This is a genomic window from Sutcliffiella sp. NPDC057660 (genome assembly GCF_042800035.1).
In the GTDB taxonomy this organism is placed as follows: domain Bacteria; phylum Bacillota; class Bacilli; order Bacillales; family Bacillaceae_I; genus Sutcliffiella_A.
Genome location: NZ_JBHVHV010000004.1, coordinates 135,301 through 155,402, shown reverse-complemented (window position 1 = coordinate 155,402; position 20,102 = coordinate 135,301). Strand labels below are relative to the sequence as shown.

The 20,102-nt window shown below is 43.1% G+C and carries 20 protein-coding genes and 2 riboswitches; of the genes, 10 read left to right on the top strand and 10 right to left on the bottom strand.

What is annotated here, in order from left to right; translation table 11 throughout:
- Positions 1-3 precede the first annotated feature (3 nt).
- Positions 4-660, bottom strand: coding sequence for a potassium channel family protein (locus ACFVAD_RS05415; protein WP_386636899.1), 657 nt, complete (start codon positions 658-660; stop codon positions 4-6).
- An 80-nt stretch (positions 661-740) separates the two neighbouring features.
- Positions 741-886: riboswitch (cyclic di-AMP (ydaO/yuaA leader) on the bottom strand.
- Between the two features lie 559 nt (positions 887-1,445).
- Positions 1,446-1,940 carry a hypothetical protein gene (locus ACFVAD_RS05410; RefSeq protein WP_386636896.1) on the bottom strand — a complete coding sequence of 165 codons (495 nt, stop codon included), beginning with the start codon at positions 1,938-1,940 and terminating at the stop codon, positions 1,446-1,448.
- Between the two features lie 149 nt (positions 1,941-2,089).
- On the opposite strand from ACFVAD_RS05410, the gene ACFVAD_RS05405 reads away from it, so the two are divergent.
- The 5 genes from ACFVAD_RS05405 to ACFVAD_RS05385 all read left to right on the top strand — a co-directional run bounded on the left by ACFVAD_RS05405 (position 2,090) and on the right by ACFVAD_RS05385 (position 6,900).
- On the top strand, positions 2,090-2,821 hold the full coding sequence (locus tag ACFVAD_RS05405) for a DUF3784 domain-containing protein (protein ID WP_386636894.1): 732 nt from the start codon (positions 2,090-2,092) through the stop codon (positions 2,819-2,821).
- Positions 2,822-2,845: 24 nt separating this feature from the next.
- Entirely contained in the window at positions 2,846-3,799 is a 954-nt protein-coding gene (locus tag ACFVAD_RS05400; protein ID WP_386636892.1) for a calcium/sodium antiporter, read from the top strand.
- Between the two features lie 12 nt (positions 3,800-3,811).
- The gene (locus ACFVAD_RS05395) at positions 3,812-4,627 is read left to right on the top strand and encodes an undecaprenyl-diphosphate phosphatase (protein WP_386636890.1); all 816 of its coding nucleotides are present in this window, start codon (positions 3,812-3,814) and stop codon (positions 4,625-4,627) included.
- 177 nt (positions 4,628-4,804) lie between these two features.
- On the top strand, positions 4,805-5,362 hold the full coding sequence (locus ACFVAD_RS05390) for a tyrosine-type recombinase/integrase (RefSeq protein ID WP_386636888.1): 558 nt from the start codon (positions 4,805-4,807) through the stop codon (positions 5,360-5,362).
- Between the two features lie 17 nt (positions 5,363-5,379).
- On the top strand, positions 5,380-6,900 hold the full coding sequence (locus tag ACFVAD_RS05385; protein ID WP_386636886.1) for a potassium/proton antiporter: 1,521 nt from the start codon (positions 5,380-5,382) through the stop codon (positions 6,898-6,900).
- Positions 6,901-8,301: 1,401 nt separating this feature from the next.
- Here ACFVAD_RS05385 and ACFVAD_RS05380 read toward each other — a convergent pair.
- The 4 genes from ACFVAD_RS05380 to ACFVAD_RS05365 form a co-directional block, all read right to left on the bottom strand.
- Entirely contained in the window at positions 8,302-8,925 is a 624-nt protein-coding gene (locus ACFVAD_RS05380) for a hypothetical protein (RefSeq protein WP_386636884.1), read from the bottom strand.
- Positions 8,926-9,062: 137 nt separating this feature from the next.
- A complete protein-coding gene (locus ACFVAD_RS05375) occupies positions 9,063-10,592 on the bottom strand; it encodes a SulP family inorganic anion transporter (RefSeq protein ID WP_386636882.1) in 1,530 nt (509 codons plus the stop codon).
- Between the two features lie 27 nt (positions 10,593-10,619).
- On the bottom strand, positions 10,620-11,210 hold the full coding sequence (locus tag ACFVAD_RS05370) for a xanthine phosphoribosyltransferase (RefSeq protein WP_386636880.1): 591 nt from the start codon (positions 11,208-11,210) through the stop codon (positions 10,620-10,622).
- Between the two features lie 139 nt (positions 11,211-11,349).
- Positions 11,350-11,451: riboswitch (purine riboswitch) on the bottom strand.
- A 160-nt stretch (positions 11,452-11,611) separates the two neighbouring features.
- Positions 11,612-12,232 carry a hypothetical protein gene (locus ACFVAD_RS05365; protein WP_386636878.1) on the bottom strand — a complete coding sequence of 207 codons (621 nt, stop codon included), beginning with the start codon at positions 12,230-12,232 and terminating at the stop codon, positions 11,612-11,614.
- 255 nt (positions 12,233-12,487) lie between these two features.
- Between ACFVAD_RS05365 and ACFVAD_RS05360 the strand changes: the two genes are divergently transcribed.
- Both ACFVAD_RS05360 and ACFVAD_RS05355 read left to right on the top strand, forming a co-directional pair.
- Complete coding sequence (locus ACFVAD_RS05360) at positions 12,488-13,468, top strand: hypothetical protein (RefSeq protein WP_386636875.1); 981 nt, start codon at positions 12,488-12,490, stop codon at positions 13,466-13,468.
- Positions 13,469-13,574: 106 nt separating this feature from the next.
- Positions 13,575-13,976, top strand: coding sequence for a DUF2500 domain-containing protein (locus ACFVAD_RS05355; RefSeq protein WP_386636873.1), 402 nt, complete (start codon positions 13,575-13,577; stop codon positions 13,974-13,976).
- Between the two features lie 58 nt (positions 13,977-14,034).
- Here ACFVAD_RS05355 and ACFVAD_RS05350 read toward each other — a convergent pair whose 3' ends face one another.
- The 4 genes from ACFVAD_RS05350 to ACFVAD_RS05335 form a co-directional block, all read right to left on the bottom strand.
- Positions 14,035-14,229, bottom strand: a complete 195-nt coding sequence (locus ACFVAD_RS05350; RefSeq protein WP_386636871.1) for a hypothetical protein — start codon at positions 14,227-14,229, stop codon at positions 14,035-14,037.
- Between the two features lie 229 nt (positions 14,230-14,458).
- Positions 14,459-15,124, bottom strand: a complete 666-nt coding sequence (locus ACFVAD_RS05345; protein WP_386636869.1) for a hypothetical protein — start codon at positions 15,122-15,124, stop codon at positions 14,459-14,461.
- A gap of 57 nt (positions 15,125-15,181) precedes the next feature.
- Entirely contained in the window at positions 15,182-15,604 is a 423-nt protein-coding gene (locus tag ACFVAD_RS05340; protein ID WP_386636866.1) for a hypothetical protein, read from the bottom strand.
- 322 nt (positions 15,605-15,926) lie between these two features.
- On the bottom strand, positions 15,927-16,283 hold the full coding sequence (locus tag ACFVAD_RS05335; RefSeq protein ID WP_386636865.1) for a hypothetical protein: 357 nt from the start codon (positions 16,281-16,283) through the stop codon (positions 15,927-15,929).
- A gap of 177 nt (positions 16,284-16,460) precedes the next feature.
- Between ACFVAD_RS05335 and uptA the strand changes: the two genes are divergently transcribed.
- The 3 genes from uptA to ACFVAD_RS05320 all read left to right on the top strand — a co-directional run bounded on the left by uptA (position 16,461) and on the right by ACFVAD_RS05320 (position 19,614).
- Positions 16,461-17,045: an undecaprenyl phosphate transporter UptA gene (gene uptA, locus ACFVAD_RS05330; RefSeq protein ID WP_386636863.1), complete on the top strand. Its 585-nt coding sequence runs from the start codon at positions 16,461-16,463 to the stop codon at positions 17,043-17,045.
- Positions 17,046-17,059: 14 nt separating this feature from the next.
- Complete coding sequence (locus tag ACFVAD_RS05325) at positions 17,060-17,839, top strand: undecaprenyl-diphosphate phosphatase (protein WP_386636861.1); 780 nt, start codon at positions 17,060-17,062, stop codon at positions 17,837-17,839.
- A gap of 89 nt (positions 17,840-17,928) precedes the next feature.
- The gene (locus ACFVAD_RS05320; RefSeq protein WP_386636859.1) at positions 17,929-19,614 is read left to right on the top strand and encodes a DUF2339 domain-containing protein; all 1,686 of its coding nucleotides are present in this window, start codon (positions 17,929-17,931) and stop codon (positions 19,612-19,614) included.
- Positions 19,615-20,102 lie beyond the last annotated feature (488 nt).

Genomic DNA, 20,102 nt, shown 5'->3' with positions numbered 1-20,102 from the left:
TCTTTACACTCCAGTCTCCTCAAAACGGTGGATATCTTCATTTCTTCCTAGAATGATCATCAAATCTCCTTGGCGGATTACTTCATCTGCCGCCGGAGAAAGAATGATGTCACCGTCCCGTTGTATTCCAATCAAGGTACAGCCATACTTTGCACGTATATCCAGCTCCATCAAATTCCTATTTGCCACCTTTTGGGTTGCATATAATTCTGCAATACTATGGTTATCCGAAAGCTCAATGTAATCGATGATTTTATCGGAGACGACATGGTGAGCAATTCTTTTTGCCATATCGCGCTCCGGCTGGATGATACGGTCGACTCCAATTTTTTCAAGAACCTTTTGGTGATATTTATTGTTTGCTTTTACCCACACTTTTTTAAGTCCCATCTCTTTTAACAGGAGGCTGCAGAGAATGCTTGATTCGATATCTTCCCCCATGGATACGATAGCGTGATCAAAGTTTCGGATGCCCAGTGAATTGAGTGTGGCCTCATCTATTGCGTTGGCTTGGACAGCATGGGTCGCATAAGGACTGATCTTATTGATGTTTTCTTCGTCTTTGTCGATAGCAAGCACCTCAACACCCAGAGTGGAAAACTCTTCTACGATGCTGCCTCCGAATCGTCCTAATCCAATTACGACAAACTGCTTTTTCATGTTAGTTCCTTCTCCCTTTGAACATAAAAAGACCATTCCTTGACAACACAAAGAATGGTCCGACTCGTTCATAAATTAGACCCTTCTCTCAATAAGCTTACGAGGTTAGCTGTCGGATTAGAGGATGAGAGTCCTCTTCGCATATCTGCGATTCACCCCAAGATAATGAAAAAGTCCATTATCAATATGGTTCCCCCGCTCTTAAAAGATTAAGCAATAGGTTTATATGTTTCTGTATGATGTATTATAATTTACTCCCCTTTTTCCTGTTCGTCAATACGTTTTTATGTAAATTTTTTATGAAGAAAGAATCAGGCATTTGGTGATATTCTTGGATAGGGAATGTAAGGCTACCCTGAAAATAATTGAGTGTTCTGTTTGAACTCCCTGTTGATCTCCGTTCCAGGTGGCAGCGATCGCGGGGCGGTGCTTGAGCCTCCTCGGCTTTGCCTGCGGGGTCTCAAGCCTACCACTGTCTCCCGCAGGAGTCTCACACCTTGCACTACAATCAACAGGGGCGTAGGTGACGCATAACGTCTTCACTATATTTTTTTATTTCTAATGGTGAAAATTTTGTTTTTTAGAATCTAGCTGTTGATTGGAGCAATAGGCGAAGACTCCGGCGGGTGTTGCGTTTAGTGGAGACCCCACAGGCGAAGGCCGAGGAGGCTCCACAAACGCCCCTTGGGTCGCTGTGCCTAGTGCGGAAATCAACAGCGGTGTTTTATCAGAGCGAAACATTAAAAAAGCCTCTCCACGATGTAGTGGGAGGCTAAGAATGAGACTTACTCCTTGGAACTGCGGATTTTCCGTTGGTAGAAGATGAAGATTGGAAGAGGAATGACGATCCAGCCGAAGCTTTTAATCAGCGTGTTCCAGGCTCTTTCCTTGTTGCGTTCTTTATCCTGTTTCACCACCATATCGTACTCTCTAAGCAGGTCGTCTTCGTCTATTTCCGGGGTGGAAATCGGTTTTCCGTTATCATCATACTTGGTCTTGTTGGCAATTTTCATTTCCTTGTATTCCGTGTAGCTTTGATAATAACTTGGTGGAGAAACGATATCAGCGATCGCCATGAAGGCGGCGACGCTACCTCCTATGGTCATCATTAAGGTCATAAAAAGGATTAAATAGTAATATACCACTCTAATCATACCTGCACCTCGATTTTTGTCTGAAGTAGTTTTTCTTGCGTAGCTTCCTGCCATGAAAAGGCAGATACCTAATAAAACAAGTATCAAAAATGGAATGAATAAAGCTGCTATACTCATGCTGATCATGCAGTCCCCCTTTCTTACTATTAGGGTATTGTGATTTTTGTAGTAATAGACGCTCTGTAATGTTAGATACTTGCAAAAATTATTGTGAAAAGCATAAACTTTAAACGAGTAGATAGGTGTGGTCGGATATAATGGAGGGAGTGGGGCGAATGTGGACGTTATTTTTCATTCAATTTACGGTTGCTATCATATTTTTAGGATTGGGATGGCTTATTCTTTTCAAAAAGGCATATGGACTTATCTCCAATTTTCATTCACGGCCCGAAGCGGAGAAAAAGCTGTTGATTCAAAATGGCTATCCTCAAAATGCAGGTAAAATGCTGATGGTTACTGGTCTGGGTATGCTGATTCTGCTGCCTTTGCTATTCACTGATTTTGCCTACGCCTTGGAAGTTCAGATTGTTTTCATGCTTCTCATGCTACTCGGGGGTTTCATCTACCTTTCAAAATATGAGGTGGCAGCAAAGAGAAAGAAGAGCTATATCATCAGTACATCCATATTCATCGTTACAATCGGATTTGTGAGTGTTCTGACCTTTATAGGCTATCAGGATTTTCAGTTGGTGCAAAAGGATGATACTTTTGAAGTAACTGGTGTCTACGGTGGTGAATGGCGCTATGAGGATGTAAAAAATGTGGAGCTTCTACAGGAAATGCCAAAGGTGGAAGTACGGAAAAACGGTTTTGGAATGCCAACGATGTCAAAAGGGCATTTTATAGTCAGGGGATACGGCAGCAGCCTATTGTTCATATATAAAGGAAACGCACCATATTTGTATGTGGAAGTGGGAGACGAACAAATATTCATTAATGCTGAATCGGAGTCCCAGACAAAAGAATGGTTTGAGCAACTTTTACAAAGGTCGCAACTGACCAAATAATACAAAGAAAAGGAATCGAATGTTATGACATATGTGCTACTGGTAGTAGGCTTTGCATTATTAATTAAAGGAGCGGATTTTTTCGTGGAAGGTGCGTCCAAAATAGCATCCCTTCTGCGAGTTTCTCCGCTCTTGATCGGACTTACCATCGTTGCCTTCGGGACAAGCTCCCCAGAGGCGACGGTCAGTATTCTGGCAGCCCTTGACGGCAGTGCGGAAGTGTCACTTGGAAATGTTATTGGAAGTAATATATTCAACATCACACTTGTTGTAGGTATTACGGCACTGATAAATCCCTTGAATGTAGAGAGTGCCACTATCCGTAAAGAAATTCCATTCACCCTGTTGGGAAGTATGGTGTTGCTTGTTGTAATCAGTGACATTGCGTTACAGGGATTCAGTACGAACCTGATTACTAGAAGTGACGGATTCATTTTTCTATTGATATTCACGGTGTTCATGTACTATATTTTCGAAGTAGCCAGAAATAATCGGGACCAAATGGAGACCGAAGAGGCAACAGAAAGAAGTTCTTGGGGAAAGAATGCAGTCAGAACCTTACTTGGCCTTGCCGCCATTATCTTCGGAGGGGAACTGGTCGTCCGAAACAGTACGGAAATTGCCGTATCACTCGGCATGAGTGAAACCCTTGTTGGTCTGACAATTGTAGCGGTAGGGACATCCCTTCCTGAGCTGGTCACTTCCATAACGGCAGCAATAAAAAAACAGAGCGAAATCGCCCTTGGAAACATTGTAGGAAGCAATATATTCAATATCCTATTTGTACTAGGTGCATCATCTGTCATCGCCCCTTTACCGGTCAATAGTAAAATTTTTATGGATGTCTTTATCATGCTATTCCTGACTGTTGTGCTGCTTGTTTTTTCTCGTACAAGATACCGCATTGGTAAAATAGAGGGTAGTATCCTTGCCATCGCTTATGTGATATATTTAATTTTTATCATCTTAAGAAATTGAGGTTTATTATTCATGGAAGAAATTTTGTTGTTGTTTAAATATTTGCTATTAGGAATTTTCCAGGGGATCACCGAACCGATTCCCATTTCATCAAGTGGCCATGTCATGATTCTTCAGGAACTGTTAGGAATGAGAATGGAAGGGCTGACCTTTGAAATAGTCGTGAACTTTGCATCTTTGCTGGCAATCCTTATCATCTATCGCGAATCCATCTCGCAGCTTTTCTTTGGTGCAACAAGATATCTGGTCAAAAGGGATGAAGCGGATAAGGCTGATTTCCGATTCTCGGTATATCTTATTATTGCAACCATTCCAGCAGGTGTCATTGGCGTGCTGTTTGGCGATTGGATTGCTGCACGGCTCGATGATAACATTAAGATAATTGGAGTAACCCTTCTAATAACAGGGGTTGCCTTGTTCCTGATACGAAATCTGCGAGGCAGAAAGAATGATGCGGAGCTATCCCTAAAAGATGCCATCATCATCGGTTTGGCCCAGGCTGTTGCCCTGATTCCGGGAATCAGCAGATCAGGTGCGACCATTGTTGCAGCAATGGGTCTTGGCATGAAGCAGGAGACTGCATTAAAGTTCTCGTTCCTGCTATTCATTCCTGTCAGTGTAGGAAGCATCATTTTAGCAGTTTCCGATCTCATCAAAACCCCGAACCTAGGGGAACTTGCCCTGCCATATACATTGGCATTCCTGGGTTCACTTGTTGCTTCCTATTTTTCTTTGAAATGGTTCATGAACATCATGGCAAAAGGGAATCTAGTCTACTTTTCCATCTACTGTTTTATCGTCGGAACTCTAGTAATACTATTTTTATAGATTGTAGGATAGAAGAAGCCTTTCATTTTAGGGGGCTTCTTTTTTATGTATTCCCCAGATGGCTGTTGTTGTTTAAATTATCTAAAATTATTTATCTCGAAATGAGCAAATTAATAAAATGTTACATATACATATGCTATAATAGAGTTAAGTAACATTAGGAGGTGTATTTTTGGAATGGAGTATGTGGAGGCCCTAAAGGATAAACACTATATACATGCGATGAAAGAGTATCTTCATAAGCACTCATTAAGGGATAACCTATTTTTTGTAATGGGTATAAATATGGGTCTTCGTGTAAGCGAGCTGCTTCAGCTTAAGGTTCAGGATGTAGTGGAAGGAGAGGAAAGCATCAAGGAGTTCTACTCAGGCAATGATGATTATTCTCCTTCCATCTATATCAATAATCAGGTAAGAGCGGCGTTGACCTCCTATCTTCAAACAGTGGAGATGGAGCCGCATGATTATCTTTTTAAATCAAAAAAATGTGCATTACCCATAACTCGCCAGCAAGCGTATCGGATCATTAACCATGCCGCCAAGGAAGTAGGTGTGCCTGGAAAGGTGGGAACGCATACGCTCCGCAAAACATTTGGCTATCACGCTTATCATAGCGGTGTTGCAATTTCCATCCTTCAAAAGCATTTCCACCATACAACACCTTCTGAGACACTTCGATATCTGGGAATCAAAAAAGCTGAAAACACATTGGTCAAGATTGATGTGAACTTATAGATTTAAGGGGGGAGACGATGATTTCTGGAGCATTTAATGTAGACTATTTTATTTTATTGATTGCAATGTTATTGATTGTTGGTGTCCTGACTACAAAATTCTCTGCCAGAATGGGTGTTCCTGCGCTTGTTCTCTTTATTATCGTAGGGATGGTTGCAGGTAGTGACGGACTTGGATTCATCTATTTTGATAATGCAAAATACGCTCAGCTGATCGGTGTATTTGCCCTTGTCATCATTCTGTTCGAGGGTGGTTTGCAAACCAAGTGGAAGATAGTGAAACCTGTCATCATCCCATCCTTATCTTTGGCAACCTTTGGTGTAATCCTTACAACTACTATTGTTGCATTGGCTGCAAAGCTGATATTGGACGTGACGATGCTTGAGGCCTTCTTGTTCGGAGCCATCGTTGGCTCTACAGATGCAGCAGCCGTTTTTGCAGTGCTGAAGGGGCAGAATATCAAAGAGCGAATGGGAGCGACCCTTGAGGCGGAGTCAGGTACCAATGATCCGATGGCTGTCTTCCTGACATTGGCATTCATCGAACTGATACTTGCACCCGAACCGAGCTATCTCGGTTTTATCGGCAACTTTTTCTGGCAAATGGGATTCGGATTACTTCTTGGAGTACTTCTAGGAAAGTTTGCTTCCTATGCCATCAACAAAATTAATCTTGATTCGAGTGGACTCTATCCGGTCTTTGCGATGGCATTTGCGCTGCTCACTTATAGTGCCGCAGCCTTGATGGGGGCCAGTGGCCTGCTTGCTGTTTATGTGGCCGCTCTTATCATCGGAAACAGCGAACTGACGTATCGCCATTCCATCTTCCGATTCAACGAAGGATTTGCATGGATGATGCAAATACTCATGTTTATCATCCTAGGATTATTGGTTTTCCCTGGACAGCTGTTTCAATTGGATATTATTCTAAAAGGTCTGCTGATTTCCTTTGTCCTCATTCTTGTGGCAAGACCCGTCGCGGTATTCCTATCCACAATCGGTATGGATTTTGATACAAAGGAAAAGGTATTCCTATCATGGGCAGGTTTGCGGGGAGCGGTACCGATTGTCCTTGCAACTTTCCCGATGCTTGCAGGAATTCCGAACAGCCAACTATTTTTCAATGTGGTATTTTTCGTTGTATTGACATCCACCCTGGTACAGGGATCCACCATCACCATGCTTGCTGCCAAGCTGAAGCTGATGGGTCCCAAGAAGGTTTCGCCGCCTCATTCCCTGGAGCTCGTTTCCATCGGAAAGGCTAACGCGGAGATCATTGAAGTGGAAGTGGAGGACAATGCCAAAATCATCGGTCAGTCTCTGGCGGATATCAAGTTCCCTGAAAACACGCTGATCAATGCCATCATTCGGTCGGGCATACTTGTGACACCATCGGGGGATACCGTCATTCGCGAAAAGGATTTTCTTTATATATTAACTTCTAGAAAAAGTAAAAAGAAGCTAGAAGAGTTTTTGAAGGAAAAGAAAGCGGATGATGAAGATCATTATGGATCTGAGCAATTAAAAATGAAAATGTAGAACATGAAGAGCCAGGTTTTCTCTGTGAGGGGGAGGACCTGGTTTTTTAGTGGTTTTGGATGGAACAATGTCTCATAAAGCAGTTTTGAGCCCACGAAAACGGGAAGAAGGTGGGATGGTGGTTACAAAAAGTGGCTTTGAGACCACGAAAACGGGAAGAAGGTGGAATGGTGGTCACAAAAAGCGGTTTTGAAACCACGAAAACGAGAAGAGGGTGGAATGGTGGTTTTAAAAAGCGGCTTTGAGACCATGAAAACGGGAAAAGGGTGGAATGGTGGTCTCAAAAAGCGATTTTGAAACCACGAAAACGGGGAGAGGGTGGGATGGTGGTCACAAAAAGCGGTTTTGAGACCATGAAAACGGGGAGAGGGTGGGATGGTGGTTTTAAAAAGCGGTTTTGAGACCATGAAAACGGTGAGAAGGTGGAATGGTGGTCTCAAAAAGCGGCTTTGAGACCACGAAAATGGGAAGAAGGTGGAATGGTGGTCACAAAAAGCGGCTTTGAGACCACGAAAACGGGAAGAGGGTGGAATGGTGGTCTCAAAAAGCGGCTTTGAGACCACGAAAATGGGAAGAAGGTGGAATGGTGGTCACAAAAGGCGGCTTTGAGACCACGAAAACGGGAAGAGGGTGGAATGGTGGTCACAAAAAGCGGCTTTGAGACCACGAAAACGGGAAGAAGGTGGAATGGTGGTCACAAAAAGCGGTTTTGAGACCATGAAAATGGGAAGAGGGTGGAATGGTGGTTTTAAAAAGCGATTTTGAAACCACGAAAACGGGGAGAGGGTGGGATGGTGGTCACAAAAAGCGGTTTTGAGACCATGAAAATGGGAAGAGGGTGGAATGGTGGTCACAAAAAGCGGTTTTGAGACCATGAAAACGGGAAGAAGGTGGAATGGTGGTCACAAAAAGCGGTTTTGAGACCATGAAAACGGGGAGAAGGTGGAATGGTGGTCACAAAAAGCGATTTTGAAACCACGAAAACGGGAAGAGGGTGGAATGGTGGTTTTAAAAAGCGGCTTTGAGACCACGAAAACGGGAAGAAGGTGGAATGGTGGTCACAAAAAGCGGTTTTGAGACCATGAAAACGGGGAGAAGGTGGAATGGTGGTCACAAAAAGCGGTTTTGAGACCACGAAAACGGGAAAAAGGTGGAATGGTGGTCACAAAAAGCGGCTTTGAGACCACGAAAACGGGAAGAGGGTGGAATGGTGGTCACAAAAAGCGGTTTTGAGACCACGAAAACGGGAAGAAGGTGGAATGGTGGTCACATTACTAATCCAACGCAAAAAGACCAGTTCAACTGCACTGGTCTTTTCGTTTATATTTTCCTAGTCTTAAAATAAGAGAGAATTTTGGGCAACTTCTATGACTCTCAAAACCATACTATAAATTCAACGAGTTAGTTGGGACTCTCTATATTTCCATAACTGTTCCCATAGCCTGGTCCGTAACCGCCACTGAACCCAGGGCCACCGCCACTGAACCCAGGGCCACCGCCACCGAACCCGGGGCCACCGAACCCAGGGCCACCGCCGCCGAATCCAGGGCCACCGCCACCGAACCCGGGGCCACCGAACCCAGGGCCACCGCCGCCGAATCCAGGGCCACCGCCACCGAATCCGGGACCACCGCCACCGAATCCAGGGCCACTGCCACCGAACCCGGGACCACCGCCGCCGAATCCGGGACCACCAAAGCCAATTCCAGGGCCAACTCCATAACCAGGGAAGCCACCATATCCAACGGGATAGCCTCCGTATCCTCCACCGAATGGCCCGCCAAATTGATTAAAAAGTGCACTGCCGACAAGCCCTCCGACTAATCCACCAAGCAGTGGAAATCCAAATCCGCCGATTCCTCCGGGACCACCAAAGCCGCCTGGTCCGCCGAATCCGCCAGGACCGCCGAATCCGCCTGGTCCGCCGAATCCGCCTGGTCCACCGAACCCGCCTAGGCCACCAAATCCTAATCCTCTAGAACGGAAAGCCAAGGATGATGGACCATTCCAACGATGTGCTATCATAATTCTCCTCCTCTCGCGTAGGTCTACTAGGTATTCTATGTACAAATGTCCAATGGGTGCCCGACCAATGCCCCCTCTAATATCCGCACAAAAAAACAGCTCCTCAAAAAGAGAGAAGCTGTCAGTTACCATTTAGATTAAGAAGCGATATGCTGCTGTTTTACTATAATTTTTTTGTCGGCCTTCACTGTACTCGAAGCATGCTGATATGCACAATAGACCAGGAACACAGAGACAAGCATATAGCCGATCGCAAACTCAGGAGAGGCATTGAAAGCAAGCTTTGGTGCATGCATGAAGCCTACGAAAGAAAGAAGCGCTCCAACAAGTGAAAAGACGGCAGCTTTCCTGAACTGCTGATCAATTACATAGACCGTGATGGAACCTAACACAATAGCCGTAAACATCGCACCTTGACCGAGCGGAACGATACCTTCGGAAATGCCTGCCACCACTTCACCAGCAGCATTATTGAAACGTGTCATCACATAGTTGGCAAAGTAAGGGAGCATGGCAATTGCCACTGCAGGGAAGTATTTCTTTTCATTGGATTGAAAGGCTGTAGCCACCATGGATATTCCGACGAAAACAAGTATCGGAGCAACGGCTGCCAAAGGAATGATGGCTGCCATAGCAGCGATGACGCCTGTTACCGCTGCTACGCCAAAGACTAGGGCATTCAGGATGCTGTAGCCTCGACCTGCTCCCATCCATTTTGAACCTACAGTTGCAATATAAACAGTTGTAGGGAATAGTCCACCGAATACTGCACCAAGCATAGTTCCGACACCATCCACAGCCTGACATTCACGAACATCATAGGAATCTCCTGCAGCTGCCATGGCATCGACGTTGTTCATCGTTTCAATCGCATTATATAAAGTGATTGGTAGAATGATGGCTAAAAGTCCGATTAGTGTACCGAATAAATAAGTCATTCCATCAAATGCTGCAAGTGTTGGCAATAATGGATAAAAGCCGATATTAGCAAGACCTTCATTAATTTTTCCGGGAGATTGATAGCCTAAAGTGAAAGCAAGAATGGTACCGATGATTACTGCAAATAAAGAGGATGGGATATTGAACGGCATGGACATCTTTCCGACAACCCCAACGATGATAATGACAAGAGCAACCAGACCCACTACAGGGATGGAAAAGGTGTTGAACAGCATTTCCCCTGCGATAAATGTCAGTGCAACCCCTGCAAGTGCTCCGAGCATGGCTGCTCTTGGAAGCTGATTGCGTACCCAGTTGCCTGTAAAGCTTACCAAGGTCTCCACAAGTCCACTCAGGAAAGCGGCTCCCACTGCAATTTTCCATGCAAGTTCAGGATCACCTGTAAGTGTTTTGGCTGGTACGAGAACACCGAATAAAAAGACGAACATGACGGGTGTACTTATCCCATAGGAGAGGGCGGTCACATCGGTCCGGCCTTCTTTTTGTGCAAGACGGTTTGCCATGTAAGCATAATAGAGATTTCCGACCATTACGGCTACTGCAGCGCCCGGAATGACCTTTCCGAATACAATGCTTGCAGGAAAGCCCATGCCTAGCATGGTCACAGCAATGATGACGAAATTTGCCAAGTTGTTTTGAAAGAGTGCAAAGAATGCATCTGTATCTTCTTTTTTATACCAAGGGTAGTTTACCGTTTTTGTGGACATTCACAATACCTCCAAATGGATATTTAATTAGCTGTGGACAGCGTCCTTCTGAAGAAACGTAACGGTTTCATTGTCCAAGCTTTTAATTCTTGCCAACGATTCAACACGGTAGCCTGCAGATTCCAGCTTTTCTCTGCCAGGCTGGAAGGATTTTTCTATGACAATCCCAATACCTGCTACAGCTGCACCAGCCTGTTTCACTACATCAACCAAGCCAAGTGCTGCCTGCCCATTTGCCAGGAAATCATCAATGATCAGGACGGTGTCATCTTCATGCAGAAATTCTTTGGCAACGGTAATTTCATTCGTTTCCTGTTTGGTGAAGGAATAGACGCTGCTTGTATAGAGATTATCCTGAAGAGTGAGAGATTTCTTTTTTCTGGCAAAAACCAGTGGTGCATTAAGCTCATGAGCGGCGAAGAAGCTAGGTGCGATTCCTGATGATTCGATCGTAATGACCTTGGTAATGCCACAATCTTTGAATCTATGTGCAAATTCCTTTCCAATCTCGATCATTAATCCGGTATCTATCTGATGGTTTAGAAATGTGTTAACCTTTAGCACCCCACCGGGAAGAACAGTGCCTTTTTCTTGAATGGCGTTTTTCAATGCATCCATCTCGTTGCCTCCTAAAAATGAATAAATAAAAACCCGAAAGTAGGTAGGCACTGTACTACAAGTGACCACCAAGACTTTCGGGTTTAATGGAAAATAAACAATACAAGCGCAGCAGGGAATGACTGTTGCTGACTTGTACCATGTCAGGGTTATCACCCGTAGTCAAGCCATTTACGGTAGCTTGGTAGAGACTTGTAGGCCATATTCCCACTATTATACGAGTTTTTAATATGAATTTGTTTGGATTATGTAGCGATTATATCGGAAAACTTGATAAAAAGAAACCCCTGAAAAGCAAAAAGCGAATAAAATTATAAAAAAAGGTAAAAAAATTCGGTTTCTGCGCAACTGGAGTAAGTGAAAAAACGCTCCAGTGAAAAAAGCATCACCGGGAGCGTTTTTTACGCATCAATCGCATCTTTAAGCTTTTTCATTTCCATCATCAAGTCTGTTTTTTCCAGCTTGTACTCCTTGGCAATGTCGCGGAAGGATTGACCATCTTGCTTTTTCATAAGAACCTCTTTCAGTTCCACTCCTGCAAGCTTTGAGACAATGGAAGCTTTTACGAGAGTATGAAGCTTTGCACCATCTTCAAGGTAACCGTTCAACTCAGCTTCCTCTTTACCGAGGTAAGTGGCCAAATAGGGCATCACCTTGTCCTTATTTTTCTCCAAATAGAGATGGTGTTTTTTCCAATCATGATGATGCTTTACTTTAGTGGGGTCCAAGCCAAAATGAGTGGCAGTTTCTTGCCATGATTTGCTGTTTTGATGGAATGCAAGAATCTCTTCGACTTCGACATTTGCCCCTTTTGAAAGCTTCAGGGCAACAAAGATATCATGCTTGGAGTAGCCAAGCTTGAGCAATTCTTCCACCTTTTCTTTTTCTCCGGCTTCCCATTCCATTTTATGTTTATGATGTTCTGCTGGGTGATTGGCGTGATTCTCAGCATGGACCAAAGAATATGCAACGACAGTGGATAAAAGCCAGCATGTAATCAAACTGAATGCTAATTTCTTCAAATGATACCCTCCTTATGATTATCTTTTTTAATATGTCCAAATTATATTAAAAAATGCAATTATTCCCTTATTCTCATAGTACTTTTCTCATCTGAGGAAAATCGTCAGTGGGAATCACGAATTAAAGTCCAAATAGAGTTGCAACTTTCCCAATAGCTACCAAAGAAAACTTGTTCTATGATAGAAGATGAGGCTATAGAACTAAAAAAAGTAAGTTTTTTCTAAAAACATGAATCTTGCAGAGGGGGAGGTTGCTTGAAAAAAGTAGCAATGCTCGTTTTTTTTGTTGCCATCATCGCACTTTGTGCGGGTATCGTTCATCATTATGACATTTACTCCATACAGCACTCCGAAGCAGACATTCAAATCTATCTAAATGACTGGTATAAAGAGGATCAACCATTATTACTCGAGTTGCACGTCCTCGGCGAATCCTCGACCGTCATTGCAACCTACTTACATAAAAAAGATAATATCGGTGCGATGATTTTTGAAAAAGGAATGAACCGACAATTAAAGCTGATACGAGTCTTGGATAATCAAGCATTTTATTCAGAACTTGTAGAAACGAATAAAGGCACCTATGCACTTTTCGTTGGAGAGAATCGGGAATTGACTATTAAGACGATTCATACAGATATTAAGGGTGAAGATGGTGAAAAGGAAATTACAGTACCTCCTCAAGCCTACTTCACAAAAATTGAAAAAGCGGAATCCTGGGTAAAGAGCGGGGCTGCCCCCATTTACTTTTACAAAACCCTGCAGGGGGCATTGGGTGCCACATCGGAACATAGCGGGATGGAGCTACTGTTTATGGATAGAGTGAATCAAACCTATATGCTTCATTCTCTTGAAAATAATAGTTTGAATACTGTTTTGGGAAGCTTTGAATTTTCTGAGGAAGGATATCGAATAACCTCCGAAAAAAAGAAGGATACGTATTCAATGAAGGGTGAGAAGACTTTTTGCTTTGAAGAAAAACAGGTGAAAAGTGCAGATGGTGAGCATAACTATATACATGGGCTGATCCCTAATATGGGGGAAGTGCAAAAAGTGGTGTTGGAGGTGGAGCTCGAGGATGAGATGATTTTCCAGGCAGCAAGCGATGTGAAAAATCAGCAATTTCTCCTGCATGTTGAAATCCCTGAACACATTCTCAAAGAAGGAAAAGTGATAAGAAAATTTCATCTTTATGATAAAGAGGGAAAATTTCTGGGGACGGAATTGAAATCATGAGGGAAATGTTTTGGTAGGAGAGCTGGAAAACCAGCTTCTTTTTTTTGGAACTTTCCCCGCCTACAATACGTATATTCGTTGTAGAGACTTAAAAGGAGGGGTATATATGATGACAGACAATATGGGGCTGCCAGGTGGTTTTTTTGCAGGGGATTTTCTATTTCAGCTTTTCCCGATCTTTTTTATTATCGTTCTCGGAATCATACTTTTTTCATTTTTTCGTGGTATAAAAGAGTGGAACAACAATAATCAGCAGCCAAAACTGAGTGTAGCAGCTATTCTCGTAGCCAAGCGGACAAGGGTAAGAAGGCATGGGGGGGCTCATAACCATGATCATCATCATCATTCTCACACATCCACTGATTATTTCTGCACCTTTGAGGTGGAGAGCGGAGACAGGATGGAATTCATGATGAAGGAAGGTGCCTTTGGCTTATTGGCTGAGGGTGATAAAGGGAAACTGACTTTTCAGGGTACAAGATTTCTTGGTTTTGAGAGAAGAGAGTAATTTGTTTGATAATGACGACATAAACAAGACCGCCCGTTTAAATATTAAAAGGTGCGGTCTAGCTTTTTACTGGCTCTTCACTTGTATAAATATGTTTGTAAACGGATATGTTTTGCAGAATACTGATAACCATCAAGGCAAACATTACCCAAAAGTAACCAATGTCATGAATGACAAATGCTATCACCGAGGCAACCAGCATTAAAAAGCTTGCCATGATGCTGATAACAAAGATAATTTTACTTAACCTCAACAGTCCATCCCCCCGTCCATGAATAAAATATAAAAAATTGGAAAAATGTATGTAACGGTTTATAGCATAAAAATATAATAATTGCACGTTATCTATTATACACGATATTGATATGTCTCTTCATTACATTTTTGTAAAAACTAACATTAATAATGGCTAACCTTAAAACGAAAGGGAAAGCCTGAAAGTTCTAATATATATGAAAAAAACTGAGAATAGGAGGAATAGGTTAAAGTTCGTTAATTTTCACGAGCTCGTGTATGTCTTTCAAATACTCCGCCTCTGTTTCATGGCGAATCCAACCTACCTGTGGTGCAAAAGTTGATGTCCCTTTTCGTATGAGCTCTCCCTCTTTATCCTTTTCCTCAAAATCAATGACAATGGTTTGTTTGAAGGTTTTTGCCGGTGTTTCCAAGGTAGAATCAATGGAGCGAATGTGATAGGAGATGGAGACGCCCAAGTCTTCCAGATTTTCCGTCCATTTGCTTCCAACCTCAAGAGGATATGCGATGATTTTGGTCTTCTGGAACTTTTTTATATCCTTTGCAGTCCAATCTTTAGGGAAATCCTCCGAAAGAACCATATACCCATAAATTCCGTCCTTCAGTTCTTCATAAAAATTATTGGTTTCGGAAATTTCTGTCGAATCAAGCTTTTGGACCGTTTTTACCTGTATAATTTTGCTGTCCGGTACTTGGCTGTACAGTACACGATATTCGGTATGCTCTTTATCTTCCACATAACGCAAAAAAGTATAGTCCCCTGATACCGGCAGTAGGGGTGCCTCTTCTGCTTGCCCTTTATCTGCGGAAGGATCTATATTCTTTGTGCTGCATCCAGCAAGTAAGGTTACACTAACACAAAAAGCGAAAAGGAGTAGGTGACATTTTTTCATTTATTGCTCCTCCAAAATAGAAAGATAACGTTAGTGTAACCATTTTTCAGTATTACATTATAGAGTCAGCCCTAATTGCTCCAAAAAAGGGGTGGCATCCTCTTTAAAATAGTAAAACATCGGATTATTTTTCTGCTCATTAAAAAGAAGCATATAGGGCCGTTCCCCGTTTGGAATTAGGAAGATGACTTCTTTCACAGGATCCTTTACCAGAATATTGTTAAGATTAATGGTGGAATCGAATGGAACCTTGACCATGATACCTGATCTTGGTGTCGCATTTATCTTTGGAAATAAGGATTCGACACTTCTCACTAGCCTGATAGCCTCATTTTTTTTAGCTTCATCAAGTGGTATGGACTTTACCACCTTGCTTTGTGCTACGTCAAATACTTCTATTTGAATATCCGTTTGAGCAAAGGTCGATTGGCAGAGAATCAAAAGGACGATAAAAAGAAGGAACGAAATTTTTTTCATCATTATTCACCTCTTCTTTAGTATGCACGGTCCCATTCCATTTATCAGTCTTCGTGCCCCAAAAAGCGGTAGCCTACATATAAAATGATCAAGCAGACCAATGTGATTGCAAGAAGATCATACCCTACACAAAAGGTTTGAATGCAAAAAGAGCTCATCTTCATTCCCCCATCCTATAAATAACAGCAATATCTTCATGTTTGATAAAGTGTATGGGTGCATTTAGTAGCTCAGCACCAGACTAAAAGAAAACGCTTACACTTTGTGGAAAATAAAAGGTCGAGCCGTCAGGGGATGAAGTTTCAAACCCTTTGGTCGACCACTTTTATTCCTCTTTTTCCTTTTCCTCTTGTATCAGCTCTTCAAGAAGTGCTACCGCTTCTTCTTTATCATAAGTGAACATTATCATATCGTCCGTCAAATAACCTGTGTATTCAAAAATGGCATAGGCAGGAGTCTGCTCAAAGTTGTAACGGGAGTACTTTTCATTAGCTTTCGCAAGCCCCACAATCACTTCACCATTTCTTAATATCAGATCGATATCTTCTATTTCAGACAGAGAAGCGTCCTCTTGCTGTTCTACCACTTCCACAAAGGAATACCGCTGCTTGATCTCGGGAGGTTGGCCACATGCTGTAAGAAAAAGGAGGAATACAGAGAGAAGAAACAACTTCTTCATCATCAGTCACCTCATTCATTTTGACAATCATATATACGATTCGACAAAAAAAGGGAAAATCCTTTTTGATTTCCCAAAAAAATTTCGATCCCGCGGAAGCTTGTTTCATTTTTATGGTGATTATCAAGGACTTGCTTTCATACATATAAAGGACAACATCCCAAAAAAGAGGCGTGATAAATGGAGCATTTCTTTCTATCGGTTTTTGAGCTATTGACTGGATTGGGTGTACTTGGAATTGCACTTGGATTGATGATCGAAATTATTCCCAGTGAAATTGTGCTTGGATATGGGGGGTATTTGATTTCCAAAGGTGAGGTAGGATTTCTGTCGGCTACAGTAGCTGGTGTAGTCGGAGGGACATTTGCCCAGCTCTTTTTATACTGGGCTGGGAGCATTGGCGGTAGGCCGTTTCTCGAAAAGTATGGAAAGTTTGTATTCATCCATCCGAAGCATCTGGATGTGTCGGAAAGATGGTTTCAGGAATATGGCCCGATCGTCATTTTTACGGCCCGTTTCATTCCTGTAGTTAGGCACGCTATCTCCATCCCCGCCGGTATTGCAAAAATGAGGTTTCTCCCTTTTTTATTTTATACGGTAGCAGCGGTGATACCCTGGACCATCCTGTTTTTATTTCTGGGATTCCAGCTTGGGGAGAATTGGCGGGAAATCAAACAGGTCGCACAGCCTTTGATCATTCCGATCATGATCCTAATCATTCTTGGTGCCATCACTTATTTTGTATTTGATCGTAAGAGAGGGTAAAGGGGGGAGCTATTTTGTCTAAAATAGAGGCATTCATACTTGGTATCATTCAAGGGTTGACAGAGTTCCTGCCAATTTCAAGTACAGGACATCTGTATTTAGGCAGAAATCTTTTCGGGCTACAGGAGGCTGGCCTCTTATTGGATACCATGCTGCACTTTGGAACATTGGTCGCCGTGTTGTACTTTTACAGGGAAGAGTTTGCAAAAATTTTTCGCAACCCCTTTCATAAGCTTTCTTTTCTTTTGATTATCGGTACCATTCCGGCGGTTGTCATTGGTTTGACCTTTAAGGATTATTTTGAGGAGATTTCCAAAACAGGTGCTACCATCGGATGGGAATTTCTGATCACAGGAGCATTTTTATGGTTTGCAGACAGCATCAAACAGGGCGCTAAGAAAATGGAGGATATTTCGTGGAAGGATGCTCTGTTCATCGGATCTTTTCAGGCTGCCGCGATTTTTCCAGCCATATCACGATCCGGTCTGACGATTGTGGCAGGCTTATTCCGGAAGCTTGGCCGCGAAACAGCAGCTTACTTTTCCTTTCTGTTATCCACTCCAGCCATCGCGGGAGCTGTATTCCTTCAGACTGTGGAGGTCGCCCAGACAGGTAAAGAGGATATTTCACTTCTGGCATTGATGGTCGGCATACTTTCGTCCTGCCTTTTCGGCTATTTTGCCGTCAAATGGATGATCAATTATTTGAAAAAGCACTCCTTGCGCATGTTTGCAGTATACGTATGGATATTGGGCATTGCAATCATTGCCCTGCAGTATTTTAAATTGTTCTAGTTGTTGACAGGCGCATTTCTAATAGTAAGATGGAGTTATGGTTGTAATTACCAATTGCAATGCCAATGTCTTAATATTGGAGTGAGTATATGGATCAGGAGTCCAAAATTGACGCGCTGGAAGAAAAGCTGAAAGTCTTGGAACAAGAGCTATCACTTTTGCAGGCGAAGGTGAAGAACATAGAGGAACGTCCAGTGGAGGATGGTTTCAGAAAAGTGCCGATCAAGCCAGCCGCGCAAATTTCACAATCAGATAAAAGCGGAAGGCAGGAATCGTTTATCAATAGGAAGACGATACCCGATCCTTTTAAGACAGAACCGAGGGACTGGGAAAAGATCCTTCTGCAAACCTGGCTTCCCCGTATTTTCATTTTCGTATTTATAGTCGGTGTGGTATGGGGATTTAAAGCAGCATCTGATTATGGCTGGTTAAATGATTGGGTCAAGATTAGTCTTGGCTATCTTACATCAGCGGTTTTGCTTTTTATCGGATACAAGCAGATGAATCATAAGCGGGAAGTATTGGGGCAGGTCCTGCTTGGTGGCGGCATAGCGGTGCTCATCCTTGCCACTTTTGCCATGCATAGTCTATACGGCATGATTGGACCGATATCGGCTTTTATCCTTCAGGTTATATGGATCATAGGCGGCGTCTGGTTGACGACGCGATTTTCCTCTCAAGCACTCGCAATCATCAGTGTGGTAGGAGGATTTCTTGTACCGTTTTTGATTGAGAGCACCAATCCGTCCATCTACATATTCGTCGGATATGAAACTGTGCTGTTCCTTGTGTTTCTGTTTCTTGCTATTCGGCTTCGGTTTCTTTACTTGTATGTGGCTTCCTTTTTATTATTAAATGGAGCTTTGCTTTTTTATTATGCATTTTCACCGGAAGTGGAAGGAAGTTATCTGCTGACGACAGCCATTATCATTCAGCATGCAGTACTCCTTTATTTCTTCCTGACAACGGAGCATTTCATGAAGGTACAGGCTGGCACAGTATTTAGTAGTGTATTTATTACGTACACATGGGTGTATGGGATATTCCAGGACCTTTCCATTACCCTTTATCTGCTTTTTGGAATTTCAACATATGCAGTATTGAGTTTCCTATGGAAGCAGCAGAAGCATAAAGTCGATCAGCTTGCTATTAACGGATTATTGTTTATGTTCTTCTTCTTCTTCCATTTCTTTTCAGATGAATATTTGGGGGCCTTGCTTCTGCTCCAGGGTATCGGGGCGTATTATGCAGCTTTCAGATACAATAGCTTGGCGAGTAAGGTGCTGTCCTTATTTATCTTCCTGATAGGGACGATGATGGTTTTAGTAGATCCCATTATGGAACCTTTATCCTTCGAGACAGTGCAGTGGCTGATTCTATTGGTGACGTTTGGGCTCGGGATCTGGATTGTCTGGCAGTTTAATCAGGATGTGCGGAAAAGGACGTTGACCATTGGAGGTCTGCTATTCACCTTCTTCACGTTGGTGTTTGTAACACAGCTTACGATGGCAGTGACAAGTGATCTGGCCTATGAAAACCAGACACTGTGGCTTAGCTTTGCCTGGATGACACAAGCCGTTGTATTCATTGGATTGGGCATATGGAAGAGGTTCAATCTTGCAAAATACATTGGTGTAGGATTATTGGTATTGACGCTTGTAAAGCTTATTCTGCTGGATCTGCCGTTTATTTCAATTCAGTTTAAAGCGATTCTTTTTATTGCTTTGGGGCTGATTGGGCTGATAGCTTCGAGGGTGTTCTATAAAAAGAAGTGAAGTGGGGGAGCCTGCAGCTGGAGAGGATGTGCCAGGTGTGGGCTTTTTTATGTGCCGTCCCCCGAAGGTATTTGCCTGTTAGGCAGTACGAAAAGGAGTGATACGTGCCGTCACCTGCAGGTATTTGTCTGTTAGGCGGTACGAAAGGTGTGATTCGTACCGTCCCCCGAGGGTATTTGCCTGTTAGGCGGTACGAAAGTGTGTGATTCGTACCGTCCCCCGAGGGTATTTGCCTGTTAAGCGGTACGAAAGGGAGTGATTCGTACCGTCCCCCGAGGGTATTTGCCTGTTAAGCGGTACGAAAGGGAGTGATTCGTACCGTCCCCCGAGGGTATTTGTCTGTCAGGCGGTACGAAAAGGAGTGATACGTGCCGTCACCCCCAGGTATATGTCTGTCAGGCGGTACGAAAAGGTGCGATTCGTACCGTCACCCGATTGTATTAGTCTGTTAAACGGCACGAATCTGAGTTTTCATCCCACTACCATAC

Excerpts from the sequence above, each read along its gene's own strand:
- ACFVAD_RS05370 (WP_386636880.1), bottom strand. The coding sequence starts at position 11,210 with ATGGATGCATTGAAAAACGCCATTCAAGAAAAAGGCACTGTTCTTCCC.
- ACFVAD_RS05320 (WP_386636859.1), top strand. The coding sequence starts at position 17,929 with ATGGATCAGGAGTCCAAAATTGACGCGCTGGAAGAAAAGCTGAAAGTC.
- ACFVAD_RS05395 (WP_386636890.1), top strand. The coding sequence starts at position 3,812 with ATGGAAGAAATTTTGTTGTTGTTTAAATATTTGCTATTAGGAATTTTC.
- ACFVAD_RS05390 (WP_386636888.1), top strand. The coding sequence starts at position 4,805 with ATGGAGTATGTGGAGGCCCTAAAGGATAAACACTATATACATGCGATG.
- ACFVAD_RS05355 (WP_386636873.1), top strand. The coding sequence starts at position 13,575 with ATGATGACAGACAATATGGGGCTGCCAGGTGGTTTTTTTGCAGGGGAT.
- ACFVAD_RS05400 (WP_386636892.1), top strand. The coding sequence starts at position 2,846 with ATGACATATGTGCTACTGGTAGTAGGCTTTGCATTATTAATTAAAGGA.
- ACFVAD_RS05340 (WP_386636866.1), bottom strand. The coding sequence starts at position 15,604 with ATGATGAAAAAAATTTCGTTCCTTCTTTTTATCGTCCTTTTGATTCTC.
- ACFVAD_RS05405 (WP_386636894.1), top strand. The coding sequence starts at position 2,090 with ATGTGGACGTTATTTTTCATTCAATTTACGGTTGCTATCATATTTTTA.
- ACFVAD_RS05375 (WP_386636882.1), bottom strand. The coding sequence starts at position 10,592 with ATGTCCACAAAAACGGTAAACTACCCTTGGTATAAAAAAGAAGATACA.
- ACFVAD_RS05415 (WP_386636899.1), bottom strand. The coding sequence starts at position 660 with ATGAAAAAGCAGTTTGTCGTAATTGGATTAGGACGATTCGGAGGCAGC.
- ACFVAD_RS05410 (WP_386636896.1), bottom strand. The coding sequence starts at position 1,940 with ATGATCAGCATGAGTATAGCAGCTTTATTCATTCCATTTTTGATACTT.
- uptA (WP_386636863.1), top strand. The coding sequence starts at position 16,461 with ATGGAGCATTTCTTTCTATCGGTTTTTGAGCTATTGACTGGATTGGGT.
- ACFVAD_RS05335 (WP_386636865.1), bottom strand. The coding sequence starts at position 16,283 with ATGATGAAGAAGTTGTTTCTTCTCTCTGTATTCCTCCTTTTTCTTACA.
- ACFVAD_RS05380 (WP_386636884.1), bottom strand. The coding sequence starts at position 8,925 with ATGATAGCACATCGTTGGAATGGTCCATCATCCTTGGCTTTCCGTTCT.
- ACFVAD_RS05345 (WP_386636869.1), bottom strand. The coding sequence starts at position 15,124 with ATGAAAAAATGTCACCTACTCCTTTTCGCTTTTTGTGTTAGTGTAACC.
- ACFVAD_RS05385 (WP_386636886.1), top strand. The coding sequence starts at position 5,380 with ATGATTTCTGGAGCATTTAATGTAGACTATTTTATTTTATTGATTGCA.